Consider the following 12,573-nt stretch of genomic DNA (forward strand, 5'->3'; position numbering starts at 1 on the left):
GCAATGAAATCAGCGACCCCGTCCCCAGGATGGGGTCGCTCAATGTTAACCGTCCTCAACCCGCCCTCGCTGCAGCGGGCGTTTTTTTGCCACAGTCAACCGTTTAGGATTGCAGCCTGACTTGGTTTGGGGGCGGGAAGGTCAACCTCGAATTAACCTTCTTGCTTTAAGAAAGCGTTCATCCTCTTTCGCGCGCTAACGGGGTTGGCGGGAGAGTCCATTTGAACGCAAGTCGACTGGGTGGGCTCATACGTGCTGACTGGTCTTGCACGCCAATTTGCTGTGCTGTCGTTGTCCCATGCGGGCGTGAAGGTCGGATCCCGGATCGGCCTCGCTTCCGTATTGCTGCTGGCTGCCGCCGGCTCGGTCCATAACGCCGCCGCGCTGAACGAGACCAAGACGCTCTCCTTCCACCACACCCATTCCGGCGAAGATCTCACCGTCACCTTTAAGCGCGACGGGCGCTATGACGAAGCCGCCCTGAAGCAGCTCAATCACTTCCTGCGCGACTGGCGCACCCAGGACGAGACGGTCATGGACCGTCACCTCTTCGACATCCTCTGGGAAGTCTATCGCGACGTCGACGGCAAGCAGCCGATCCAGATCATCTCGTCCTACCGCTCCCCCGCCACCAACGCCATGCTCCGCCGCCGCTCCTCGGGCGTGGCGCGCTTCAGCCAGCACATGCTGGGCCATGCGATGGACTTCTACATCCCGGGCGTGCCGCTGGAGCAGATCCGCTTCGCCGGCCTGCGCCTCCAGCGCGGCGGCGTCGGCTTCTATCCGACCTCGGGCTCGCCCTTCGTGCATCTGGACACCGGCAGCATCCGGCACTGGCCGCGCATGACGCATGACCAGCTTGCCCGCGTGTTCCCGGACGGAAAGACGGTGCATCTGCCGACCGACGGCACGCCGCTGAAGGGCTATGAGCTCGCCAAGGCCGAGATCGAGCGCCGCGGCAACGGTGACGATTCCGGCAGCAAGCCGAACTTCTTCGCCGCCCTGTTCAAGAGCAAGTCGGCGCCGGCCGCCACCAGCAGCGACGAGGATGACGAGGGCGCGCCGGCTCCGGCCGCGAAGTCGTCCGCGCCGACCGTGGTCGCCGCCGCAGCCAAGCCGGCCGATCCGGTGCCGACCCCGCGCGCCAAGCCACAGGTCGCAGCCACGCTCCAGCTGGCCTCGGCCGATGTGCAGCTCGTTGCACCGCCCAAGCCGAAGCCCGCGCCCGTGGCTGACAAGCCCGCCACGAAATCTGCCGAGGCCAAGCCGGAGACCCCGGCGGACATCATCAATGCCCGCGGCTTCTGGGATGCCCCCGCCACGCCGCAGCAGGCGACACCGGCGCAGGTCGCGGCGCTGAAGGCCCGCCAGGCGCTTGCTTCCGCCACCGATCCGCAACCGACTGCCAGCGTGTCCAGCGCAACTCTCCAGGCGCTGGCGTATGCGCCTGCGGCCTCGCCAGTCGAACGCGGCAACGTCGTCGCCGCCTCCGCGCCGATCCCGCGCTCTGCCCGTGCCGGCGCGCGCGGCGCGGCCCCCGCCACCGAGATCAACAGTGTGGTCGGCAAGAGCGTCGATGGCATGGTCGCGACCGCGACCCGCCTTTCCGCGGCCAAGAACGAGAGCATCTGGCTCAAGATCGTGATGCTGTCCCCGAGCGCCAGCCGTGCGATGTCCGTCACGCTGATGGGCGAGCTCGATACCGCGGCGCTGCGCGGCTACTTCGTCAAGCCGCAGACGGTGATCGCGATGGGCTTCACGGACGATCCGATGCCTGGCCTGTCCTGCGACAGCTTCTCCGGCAGCGCGACCGCGAAGCTCGAGACGACGACCTTCGTCATGCGCACCGCGGCGCTGCGCTGAGGCGTAGAACGACCTCCACGAATTCGGTCTAGTAGCCTCCCGTCCTGCGATGGAGCGGCAATCGGTCTCCGCCGTGCGCAGGATCAGGCCGGCAGGCCTGCCCGGAGAAGACCTGCCTCATAGCGCTGACGATCGACCTCCCGCTTGTAATGCTGGGTGGAAAGATGATTGGCCACGGAAAAGGCAGGCTCACGCTTGAGCACTTCGGCCGCGTGCGCGCCGGCAGCCACTGCATTGCCCATCTGCGCGAAGATCCCGGCAAGGAACGCATGATGGGTATGATCGGGGCGTGAGATCCTCGAGAAGGCTTCGGCGGCTTCGGCGTATTTCTCGGCACAGTAATAGGCACGCCCGAGATGGCTCCAGAATCGTTCCGGGTGATACGGGTTGAGCCGCATCGCCTTCTTGATCCAGTCGATGCCCTCCTCCGGCCTCCCCAGCCAGGTCAGCAGTTCGCCCTGCTGCACCACCACGAGGTCGTAGTTCGGGTTGAGCGCCAGCGCGCGCTCCTGATGGTAAGTGGCCTTGTCATGATCGTCGCGGTTCAGATTGAGTGCCGCGAGGATGCGGTGGACGTCGCTGTCGTTGTCGTCGAGGACCAGCGCTGTTTCCAGCTCTGAAGCCACCTGCTGGAAGGTGGCGTCGCGATCCGCGCACCAGTTGTAGACCCAGGTCTGGCCCAGAACGCACGCCTTCCAGGCGTGCGCGTGCGCATAGTTCGCGTCGAGTTCGAGCGCCCGATCGAGCAGAAGCTGCGCCCGCGCATTGTCTTCGCGATTGGAGCGATGGTGCAACACCTTCGCGGCCAGCACGCATTCATAGGCCGCCATGTTGTCCGTCGGCTTGCGGTTCGCCCGATCGTGCGTCGCCGCCTCGACGCGGCCGGGCAACGTGGCGGCGATCGCCCGGGTCATCTCGTCCTGGATGGCAAAGATGTCCTTGATCTCGCCGTCATAGCGTTCGGCCCAGATATGCCGATCCGTCTCCGCATCGATCAGCTGCACGGTGACGCGGACGCGATCCCCGGCCTTGCGCACGCTTCCCTCGATGACGTAATCGACACCGAATTCGCGGCCAACGTCCTGCACCTTGACCGACTTGCCCTTGTACACGAAGGTCGAGTTGCGCGAGATCACCAGCAGGTCGTGGAAGCGTGACAGCTCGGTGATGATGTCCTCGGTCAAGCCGTCCGCAAAGAACTCCTGCTCCGGATCGCCGCTCATGTTGGCGAAGGGCAGCACGGCGATGGATGGCTTCTTCGACTTGCCGGTCGGCTTCGCGGCGGCGGTCGCGCCGGCTGGCGTGCTTGCCGGCGCATCCTCCAATCGGATCCGGTAGACACGGATGGCGCGCGCGATGTTCTTGACGTTCTGCTCGCCGATGTCCTCGAATGCGACCCCATCGAGGCGCTCGCCCAGCTGCTCGCGCACCGCGCTGGAGATGCAGATGCCTCCAGGCTCGGCTAGTGCCTCCAACCGGGCCGCGACGTTGACGCCGTCGCCGAAAATGTCGTTCTGATCGACGATGACGTCGCCCAGATTGATTCCGATGCGGAATTGGATCCATCGCGGCGGCGGGACATCGGCATTGCGGCGCCCCATCCGGCTCTGAATTTCAGCAGCGCACAACACAGCGTCGACGACGCTATGGAATTCGACGAGCAGGCCGTCGCCGGTCGTTTTGATGATGCGGCCGTGATTTTTGGCAATCGCCGGATCGATGAGCTCGATCCGGTGGGTCTTGAGGCGCGCAAGCGTGCCACCCTCGTCGACCTCCATGAGCCGACTAAAGCCGACCATGTCAGCCGCGAGGACCGCGGCGAGCCTGCGCTCTGGTCCAGGCACATCCATAGCTCGGTCCCTTCACCGAGCACTCTAGCAGACGAGCGGATTTTGCCCAAGTGCGGGCCCCGCAAATTGCGGCCCGGTGAGGTACGCCTACGGGTGAGGCGCGATCCTGCCGCCTCTAAAGCATGCCCAGCGCCTGCATGTAGGTCTCGAGAATGGTCTCGGCCTCGGCGCGCTCGTTGGGATCCTGCTTGCGCAGGCGCACGATGGTGCGCAGCGCCTTGACGTCGTAGCCGTTGCCCTTGCTCTCGGCATAGACGTCGCGGATGTCGTCGGAGATCGCCTTCTTCTCTTCCTCCAGCCGCTCGATGCGCTCGATGATGGACTTGAGCTGGTCCTTGGCAAATTTCGTCGCGGGCTCGTCGTCGCGGACGGCGGCGGAGGTGGCCATCTTGGTACTCCCAATGGAACTGGCAAAACGAGGTGACGCCGGCATCCTCACCGCGCGTGCTGGGTAGACCCTTAAGCGTTAGCGCCCCCCGCGTTCAAGGCAGCATCACGCTCGTCCACAGCGCGCCCACACCTTCCTGAGGCGGCTCGAAGAAAGCTGTTGTGTGGTGCGACTCAGGCGGCGCCGGCACGGGGCCTCTCAGTGACCGTGCGGATGGACCTTCTTCATCGCCTCGAGCTGCTCGGGCGTGGCCGCGCCCTGGTACTTCGCCTTCCAGGTCTCGTAGGGCATGCCGTAGACGGCCTCCCGGCTCTCATCCTTGCTCAGGGCGACCCCTTGCGTGTCGGCGGCGTCCTTGAGCCAGTTGGACAGGCAGTTACGGCAGAAGCCGGCCAGATTCATCAGGTCGACATTCTGGACGTCCGACCGGTTCCGCAAATGGTCGACCAGGCGCCGGAAAGCGGCCGCCTCGAGCTCCGTTCTGGTTTTGTCGTCGATTGCCATAGCTGGATCCCTCGGCTGGCCCTTGGACATCGTCACCCTTACGGGATCAGGTGGGGTCCTGTCACAGATTTTGCCATATCACGGCGCAAACGGGCCAAAGCGCGGCCAGGAGCAGTTCCCCCGGCCCTACGCCAATTCGTCAATGATCTGGTATAGCTTCCGCAACAATGATTGCCGAATCTCCCCGCTTCCCGCTTCGCCTGCTCGGCCGGTTGGTCCCGATGCTGGCGGTCCTGCTGTGCCTCTGGGCCAGCCCGGCCTCCGCCGATTTCCGGCTCTGCAACAACACCTCGAGCCGGGTCGGCATCGCGCTCGGTTACAAGGACGCCGAGGGCTGGACCACGGAGGGCTGGTGGAACATCTCGTCCCGCTCCTGCGAAACGCTGCTGCGGGGCACGCTGGTCGCTCGCTATTACTACATCTACGCCATCGACTACGATCGCGGCGGCGAATGGTCGGGCCAGGCCTTCATGTGCTCGCGCGACAAGGAGTTCACCATCCGCGGCACCGAGGATTGCCTGGCGCGCGGCTATGACCGCACCGGCTATTTCGAGGTCGATACCGGCGAGCAGCGCGCCTGGACGGTACAGCTCACCGATGCCAACGAACAGCCGGCGCAGCAGCGCGTGCCTGGCCTGCCCGGGCCGGTTGGCCCGGGCGGCGTCCCGGGTTTGCCCAATAGCCCGCCCGGTGCTACGCCCCCGGGCTCGCCCGGCCTGCCACCCCCGCCTGGAAATAAGCCATGAGGCGTCTTCGCCGTATCAAGATTCTCGCGACCCTGGGACCTGCGTCTTCAGACCTCGCGATGATCCGCCGCCTGTTCGAGGCCGGCGCCGACCTGTTCCGCATCAACATGAGCCACACCCCGCATGACAAGATGCGGGAGCTGGTGGTGACCATCCGCAATGTCGAAAGCAGCTACGGCCGCCCGATCGGCATCCTGGTCGACCTCCAGGGCCCCAAGCTCCGGCTCGGCGCGTTCGCGGAAGGCTCGGTCCAGCTCCAGAACGGCCAGACTTTTACCCTCGATTCCGACAAGGCGCCGGGCGATGCCACGCGCGTCCATCTCCCGCACCCGGAGATCCTGGCCGCGCTCAGGCCCGGCCACGCGCTGCTGCTCGACGACGGCAAAGTGCGGCTGATTGCGGAGGAGACCTCCAAGGAGCACGCGGTGACGCGCGTCGTGGTCGGCGGCAAGATGAGCGACCGCAAGGGCGTGAGCTTGCCCGACACCGACCTTCCGGTGTCGGCGATGACGCCGAAGGACCGCGCCGACCTCGAGGCTGCCCTGGTCACCGGCGTCGACTGGATCGCGCTGTCCTTCGTGCAGCGCGCCGACGACGTGATCGAGGCCAAGAAGATGATCCGCGGCCGCGCCGCGGTGATGGCCAAGATCGAGAAGCCGCAGGCGATCGACCGCCTCGCCGACATCATCGAAGCCTCCGATGCGCTGATGGTGGCGCGCGGCGACCTCGGCGTCGAGCTGCCGCTGGAGCGCGTGCCGAGCCTGCAGAAGCAGATGACGCGGATGGCCCGCCGCGCCGGCAAGCCGGTGGTGATCGCGACCCAGATGCTGGAATCGATGATCCAGTCGCCGGTGCCGACCCGCGCCGAAGTCTCCGATGTCGCCACCGCCGTCTATGAAGGCGCCGACGCCATCATGCTGTCGGCGGAGTCGGCGGCCGGCAAATTCCCGGTCGAGGCGGTCTCGACGATGAACCGCATCGGCGAGGAGGTCGAGCGCGACCCGACCTATCGCAACGTCGTCACGGCCCAGCGCCCCGCCCCCGAAGCCACCGCGGGCGACGCCATCGCGGACGCCGCGCGGCAGATCGCCGAGACGCTGGACCTGCCGGCCCTGATCTGCTGGACCAGCTCGGGCTCGACGGCGGTGCGTGTGGCGCGCGAGCGGCCGAAGCCGCCGATCGTGGCGATCACGCCGAACATCGCGGCCGGCCGCCGGCTCGCCGTCGCCTGGGGCGTGCATTGCGTGGTGGCGGAGGACGCGCGCGACCAGGACGACATGGTGAGCCGCGCCGGCCAGATCGCCTTCCGGGACGGTTTTGTCCGCGCCGGCCAGCGCGTCATCATCGTCGCCGGCGTGCCGCTCGGCATCCCCGGCACCACCAACATGGTGCGCATCGCCTCGGTCGGCCCCGAGGGTGACGCGAACATGTAGGCTCCGCCAGCACGGCCAGATAAAAGTCGGAAAACAACCCCATGCACAGTAGCCGGCCGGTCCGGCGGATAATGCCGGGGTTTTGCGAAAAGGCACGCTCAGGCAATGACCTGAGCGCGATCGGGGCGCCGCTCCGGCCGCGGCGCGATTTTACGCCCCGACCAGCGCCTTGGTGGTCGGCAGCAGCGTCTGCTGGACCACGAGGCCGCGGGCGCGGGCGTCCATGACGCCGACGGCGCGCAGCGCCAGCAGCGTCACGGTCTGCACCGCATCGCGCATCTTGACGGGATCTTCGAGATTGTCGGGAGCGAGCGGCCCGACCAGAGCTTCATGCAGAGCCCCGAGCAGCGCGGTGGCGGCAAGGGCGGTATCCTGCGCCGGCAGATGACCGGCACGCACGGCCGCATCGATCCTTGCCGCGATCTCGCCGGCGATCTCGCGCCGGCTGGCGAACCGGCTGGCGCTGACATCGACATCAACCGGCTCGGCCAGGATGCCCCAGGCCAGCCGCCGCTGCGACAGCGTATGGACCGCCACCGTGGTGACGGCCGCGGCCAGCGCCGAGGACGGGCCCGGCGCGGCGTCGGCCGCCCGGCGGATCGCCGCGAGCTCGTCACGGGAGACCTCGGCGATCAATTCGGAGATCAGCTCGGCCTTGGAGGGGAAGTAGCGATAGACCGTGCCGGCAGCGACATTGGCCCGGACCGCGACCGGTGCGATCTGCACCGCCGCCATCCCGCCTTCCGCCGCCGCCTCCCGCGCCGCCGCCAAAATCGCACTGCGCCGGGCCGCAAGGCGCTTAACCACTTGATGCGTCCGCCGATAAACCATGGCGCGCTTCCTGTCCCACACACGCCGTCCGCACGCCCTGCGGCCGAACGCTTCGTCACTTCAAAGCTGCAAATCGCCCCGCAAGGACTGAACAACTATTCAGGCAGGATGACAAGATGATTTGCATCAAGCGACACGCCAAAGCCGCCGGCGACAAATGCGCAAAGTGCAAGAGCCGGTTGATAGACGGCTAACCACGATTGTTACCGTCATCTTAAAGCAGGTCCGCGACCTTACCGCCGGACTGCGATCCCATCTCGGTGCAGCATGCTCGATTCGGACGCCCGAACCGCCTGGCGGCTCTTCAACCTGAACTGGCTTCCCATCGTTGCCATGGGCATCTTGCTGGCGCTTGGCCTGCCTGCGACCGGTCTGACCCTCGAGCCCGTCGCCTACAGCATCACGCTGGCAATTGCGGCCATCCTGGTCGGCGTCGCCTGTGGCCACCAGCTGACCAAGGGCGAGCTTGCCGACGCGAAACTGGTGTTCTCGCTCGGCACGATCGGACAAGTCATTTTCACCTGCGCCATCGTCGGACCTCTGAGCTACGTCGCGGGCAAGATGAACTGGCCACTCCAGGACGATGCGCTGCTGGCGATCGACCGCGCGCTCGGCCTCGATCCCGAACCGATCGCGCACTTCGTCAACGACCATCCATGGGTGGCAGATGTCCTTGCCCGCGGCTACGGACTGATCAAATGGCCGCTGCTCGCTGTCCCCGTCGTGCTGACGCTGTCGGCACGTCATGTGCGGCTGCAGGTGTTCATGCTGGCGATGAGCCTCGCGCTCGCGGTCACCATCGCAATCTCCGCAATGGTGCCGGCGATCGGCACCTATTACGCACTGCAATTGCCGGCCGCGCATTTTCCCGAGATCAACACCGCAGTCTATGCCGGGCAGCTGCGCGACATCCTCGCGCTGCGCGACGGCAGCCTGCACGAGCTGCGGCTGTTTTTCCTTTCCGGCATCGTCTCGTTTCCGAGCTTTCACGCCGCATCTGCGGTGCTCTACATGTGGGCGCTGTGGCCCGTGCGCGGCATCGGCGGCATCGCGGCCGCGCTCAACCTGTTGATGATCGCGGCGACGCCGGCGATCGGCGCGCATTACCTCATCGACGTCGCCGGCGGCATCGCCCTCGCCGCAGCATCGATCTGGGTAACGAAGCTTTTTGTCGAACGGCTCGGCCGCGCGGCGCCGGTGTCCGCCGCACCCGCGCTGCCGCCGGTCTGGCGGCCCAGCCTCGCGGAGTAACGGGGCGAGATTGGCCGTCACAAGCACGCTGCCGTAGCGCGGGCAAGGCGCACAGCGCCGTGCCCGCCATTTTCCACAACCGAAACGAACTTGTGAGTGCGCTGAGGCCTCCTCGTCATTGCGAGCGCAGCGAAGCAAACCAGTGCCTCTCCGCGGAGGCAGTCTGGATTGCTTCGCTGCGCTCGCAATGACGTTGTGGATGCACCGTGCTCATAGGAGGCGCATGTAGTGGTGGGCACGCTGCGCTTTGCTCACCCTACGATTCCGCGATTGACGCGGCTGCTACGGACTCTCGCTCTGAAGGATGAGTGGCCGCCCAAAAAGAAAAGAGCCCCGTCGAAGACGAGGCTCTCGGAATTCCCAGGTCGTTCGGCCTTACTTGAGGCTGGACGAGATCGAGCCGAACTTGGTGTTCAGCGTGCTGCCGAGGTTGTTGACGACGGTAATGATCGCGAGCGCGATGCCGGCGGCGATCAGGCCGTATTCGATCGCGGTGGCGCCGGATTCATCCTTCACGAAACGTGCAACGAGGTTCTTCATAGAGTGCTCCCAAAGTACACAAGACTACAACTGGTCTGGTCTCTTCGGCTTCCCAGCGCCGCCCGACCATGGAACCCAACCTAGAGGCAAAGAATTGCGCCGCAGTTAATTCGAGTGCGGAAACAAGCAGCGGTTTGCGAGTATTCGGCGATGGTAAATCGAATTTGAAAACAATCCGTTAAATTGTCACGACATCGCACCGTCGCCGCGGTTTACCCGAAGTTATGACCGCCGTGGTCCAATGCCGCCCGTCCATCAGACAAGAACAAGCAGGACGACGAGGCGGCATGTCCCTTTCCTTTGCCAACAGCATCGCAGTACAGACCCGCGCGCGTGCGCTGGTGCCGCTGTGCGTCGGAGCGGCCGCCTATCTCTTCTTCCTCTGTGTCGGCGATACGCTGCTTCAGGACTCCGACTCGTTCTGGCAGATCAAGATCGGGCAATGGATTCTCGACCACCATGCCCTGCCCTACACCGACATCTATTCGTTCACGCGGCTGGGGGCGCCCTGGGTTTCGACCTCATGGCTGTCGCAGGTCGCGTTCGCGCTGTCCTATGCGCAATGGGGCTGGGGCGGTCCAGTGATCCTCACTGCGATCGCGGTCGCATTGTCGGCAGCGATCCTCGTCTATCTGCTCGACGCGCATCTGGAGATGCCGCGCTCGGTGCTGTTCGCGATGCTGGCGGTCGTGCTGTCGCTGCATCACATCCTGGCGCGGCCGCACATGCTGGCACTGCCCGTGATGATCGCATGGATCGGCATGCTGATGGCCGCAGCCGATCGCAAGGGCACGCCCTCATGGCACTGGCTGCCGCTGATGTCGCTGTGGGCGAACCTGCACGGCGGCTTCATGCTGGGTCTCGCCCTGATCGGCCCGATGTCGTTCGTGGCGCTGTGGGGCCTTGAGTCCGGCAGGCAGGTCCGGCTGCTGCTGCGCTGGTTCCTGTTCGGCCTTGCTGCACTGGCCGCGAGCTGCGTCACGCCGTATGGCTGGCGCACGCTGCTGGGGGCGACCAACATCCTCAATCTCGGCGAGCTGCTCACCGTCATTTCCGAATGGTCGCCGGCCAACTTCGCAACGTTTACCGCGTTCGAAGGCGCGCTGCTCGGCCTGATCGCGCTCGGCCTCTATCGCGGCCTGACGCTGTCGCCGCCGCGCATCCTGCTGATCCTGCTGCTGACCTGGATGGCGCTCAGCCATGTCAGGAGCATCGAGGCCTTTGCGTTCCTGGTGCCGCTGGTGCTGGCCAGGCCGCTCGGCGAGAAATTTCCGCTGCAGCCAGCCGATGGGCAGATGGGCGAGAGCTGGCCTGCCCGGTACGTGACGGCGGTCGGCGCGTTGATGATCGTGGCAGCAAGCTGGACCTCGACTTCGATCTTCATGTCGCACCACCGCTTCAACTTCACGATGGACCAGACGCCGGTCGCGGCCACCGACCTGCTCGAGAAGCGTGGGGCGCAGCGCATCTTCAACGCCTACAGGTTCGGCGGCTATCTGATCGGGCGCGACATCCCGGTCTTCGTCGACGGCCGCGCCGAGCTCTACGGCGAGAAGTTCGTGATGGACTTCTTCAAGGCGACGGAGGGGAAGAAGCCCGAGCTGCTGCCTCGCCTGCTCGAGGAGTACAGGATCGACGCGACGCTGCTGGCCGCCGATGCACCAGGCCCGCAGATCCTCGATCACCTCAAGGGCTGGAAGCGGATCTATGCGGACGATATCGCGGTGATCCATGTGCGCGAGGACGCCGCGGCGCCGTGACGATCCTGCCCACGGCCGCGCATCCCGCAATCCCCGCCGTTCGACATGGCGGCCTAAGGCCCGCAACACGATCGCTCCAGTCCGGGACAGGTCAATTTCCCGTCTGCAACTCGCCAAAGCGCTCCCAGCTCCTGCCGTTGAAGCGCATGAACTGCATCTGGTCGATCGGAACGTGATCAGTCGGGCTGGTGTTGACCTTGATGCCGGGCAGCAGCATCGGCAATTCGAGATCGCGGATCGCAAACGCCTGCTTCAGGATGTTCTCGGTCGACAAATCGTCGCCGCAGGCTTTCAGCACCGCTTCCAGCGCCATCGCGCTGTTGTAGGAATTGACGTAGTTGGTGTCGTGCTGATCGGCCTCCGGCACGTATCTGGTCATGAACTCGCGCCAGCCCTTGACGCCGGGATCGTCCTTCCAGGCGGGATCGTCGGGATCCTTGACGTAGGCGGTGGAGAGGATGCCGGTGCCGGCTTCGAGCCCCGCCGGCTCCATCACCGCCGAAACCCATACCGCCACGTTCGAAAGGAACGTCATCGGCCGCCAGTTGATCTCGAAGGATTTGCGGATCGCCTGCGCCGCGAATTTCGGGGTCGCCGCGATCACGAACACGTCTGCGCCCGAAGCCTTCAGCTTCACGATCTGGGAATCGATGGTCGGATCCTGGATCTCGTAGGTGGCGTTGGTGACGACCGACTCGTATTTTTCGCCGAGCACGTCCTTCAGCCCGGCGAGGTAGTCGCGGCCGTAATCGTCGTTCTGGGAGATGACCGCGAATTTCGCGTTGGGATTCTTCGCCAGCGCATAGCGCGCGTACAGCCGCGCCTCGTAGCGGAACGGCGCCTGCACGCCCATGGTCGCCTGCGGATATTGTGCGATGTCGGCGAACTTCGAGGCGCCGGAGCCGATGAAGAGCTGCGGCACGTTCTTGGACTGGAGATATTTTGCGATCGCGGTGTTGTGAGCGGTGCCGATCGAGGAGAAGATCAGCGCGACCTCGTCGCTCTCGACCAGCCTGCGGGTCTGCTCGACCGATTTCGGCGGCGCGTAGCTGTCGTCGAGCGAGATGAGATTCACCCTGCGGCCGTTGATGCCGCCCTTCTCGTTCAGCATCTTGAAATAGCCGACCTCACCCTTGCCGAGCGCGCCGAAGGCGGAGACCGGGCCGCTGTAGGGCATGGTCTGGCCTATCCTGATTTCGGTCGGGGTGACGCCACGCATCTCGGCGGCGAGGGAAGCAGCAGGCCATAGCAGGAATGAAACGGCGCCAAGCGCGCCCAATGCCGCCTGAGAGCGCATCGGCTTTCCCTCCCCTTTTCGGTGCGGTCGCGACGCACCTTTATTTGGAGGGAGCATGCCATGACATCGCGGCGACTCCAATCATTATCGGGATCGGAAGATCGCAGTGT

Annotated in this window: 11 protein-coding genes; 5 read left to right on the forward strand and 6 right to left on the reverse strand. The window is 65.3% G+C overall.

What is annotated here, in order from left to right; genetic code table 11:
• Positions 1-240: 240 nt before the first annotated feature.
• Positions 241-1,863: a DUF882 domain-containing protein gene (locus tag ACRQ5Q_RS36585; RefSeq protein WP_439394722.1), complete on the forward strand. Its 1,623-nt coding sequence runs from the start codon at positions 241-243 to the stop codon at positions 1,861-1,863.
• A gap of 83 nt (positions 1,864-1,946) precedes the next feature.
• Here ACRQ5Q_RS36585 and ACRQ5Q_RS36590 read toward each other — a convergent pair whose 3' ends face one another.
• The 3 genes from ACRQ5Q_RS36590 to ACRQ5Q_RS36600 form a co-directional block, all read right to left on the reverse strand.
• On the reverse strand, positions 1,947-3,713 hold the full coding sequence (locus ACRQ5Q_RS36590; RefSeq protein ID WP_439370438.1) for an adenylate/guanylate cyclase domain-containing protein: 1,767 nt from the start codon (positions 3,711-3,713) through the stop codon (positions 1,947-1,949).
• Positions 3,714-3,828: 115 nt separating this feature from the next.
• Complete coding sequence (locus ACRQ5Q_RS36595) at positions 3,829-4,101, reverse strand: DUF2312 domain-containing protein (protein ID WP_018641571.1); 273 nt, start codon at positions 4,099-4,101, stop codon at positions 3,829-3,831.
• 198 nt (positions 4,102-4,299) lie between these two features.
• Positions 4,300-4,605: a DUF1244 domain-containing protein gene (locus ACRQ5Q_RS36600; protein WP_439394724.1), complete on the reverse strand. Its 306-nt coding sequence runs from the start codon at positions 4,603-4,605 to the stop codon at positions 4,300-4,302.
• Positions 4,606-4,772: 167 nt separating this feature from the next.
• Here ACRQ5Q_RS36600 and ACRQ5Q_RS36605 point away from each other — a divergent pair, with 167 nt between their 5' ends.
• Positions 4,773-5,351 carry a DUF1036 domain-containing protein gene (locus ACRQ5Q_RS36605; RefSeq protein WP_439370440.1) on the forward strand — a complete coding sequence of 193 codons (579 nt, stop codon included), beginning with the start codon at positions 4,773-4,775 and terminating at the stop codon, positions 5,349-5,351.
• On the forward strand, positions 5,348-6,784 hold the full coding sequence (gene pyk / locus ACRQ5Q_RS36610) for a pyruvate kinase (protein ID WP_439394726.1): 1,437 nt from the start codon (positions 5,348-5,350) through the stop codon (positions 6,782-6,784). The genes ACRQ5Q_RS36605 and pyk overlap by 4 nt, the downstream gene beginning before the upstream one ends.
• Positions 6,785-6,934: 150 nt before the next feature.
• Here the strand turns inward: pyk and ACRQ5Q_RS36615 are convergent, their stop codons facing one another.
• Positions 6,935-7,615, reverse strand: a complete 681-nt coding sequence (locus tag ACRQ5Q_RS36615) for a helix-turn-helix domain-containing protein (RefSeq protein WP_439370442.1) — start codon at positions 7,613-7,615, stop codon at positions 6,935-6,937.
• A 267-nt stretch (positions 7,616-7,882) separates the two neighbouring features.
• Here ACRQ5Q_RS36615 and ACRQ5Q_RS36620 point away from each other — a divergent pair, with 267 nt between their 5' ends.
• A complete protein-coding gene (locus ACRQ5Q_RS36620) occupies positions 7,883-8,866 on the forward strand; it encodes a phosphatase PAP2 family protein (RefSeq protein ID WP_439394728.1) in 984 nt (327 codons plus the stop codon).
• A 375-nt stretch (positions 8,867-9,241) separates the two neighbouring features.
• On the opposite strand, the gene ACRQ5Q_RS36625 is transcribed toward ACRQ5Q_RS36620, so the two are convergent.
• The gene (locus ACRQ5Q_RS36625; RefSeq protein ID WP_018641576.1) at positions 9,242-9,406 is read right to left on the reverse strand and encodes a Flp family type IVb pilin; all 165 of its coding nucleotides are present in this window, start codon (positions 9,404-9,406) and stop codon (positions 9,242-9,244) included.
• 287 nt (positions 9,407-9,693) lie between these two features.
• Here ACRQ5Q_RS36625 and ACRQ5Q_RS36630 point away from each other — a divergent pair, with 287 nt between their 5' ends.
• Entirely contained in the window at positions 9,694-11,166 is a 1,473-nt protein-coding gene (locus tag ACRQ5Q_RS36630; protein ID WP_439394729.1) for a hypothetical protein, read from the forward strand.
• A gap of 91 nt (positions 11,167-11,257) precedes the next feature.
• On the opposite strand, the gene ACRQ5Q_RS36635 is transcribed toward ACRQ5Q_RS36630, so the two are convergent.
• The gene (locus ACRQ5Q_RS36635) at positions 11,258-12,463 is read right to left on the reverse strand and encodes an ABC transporter substrate-binding protein (RefSeq protein WP_439394731.1); all 1,206 of its coding nucleotides are present in this window, start codon (positions 12,461-12,463) and stop codon (positions 11,258-11,260) included.
• Between the last annotated feature and the right edge of the window lie 110 nt (positions 12,464-12,573).

The sequence above is a fragment of the Bradyrhizobium sp. PMVTL-01 genome (genome assembly GCF_051861855.1).
Lineage (GTDB): Bacteria > Pseudomonadota > Alphaproteobacteria > Rhizobiales > Xanthobacteraceae > Bradyrhizobium.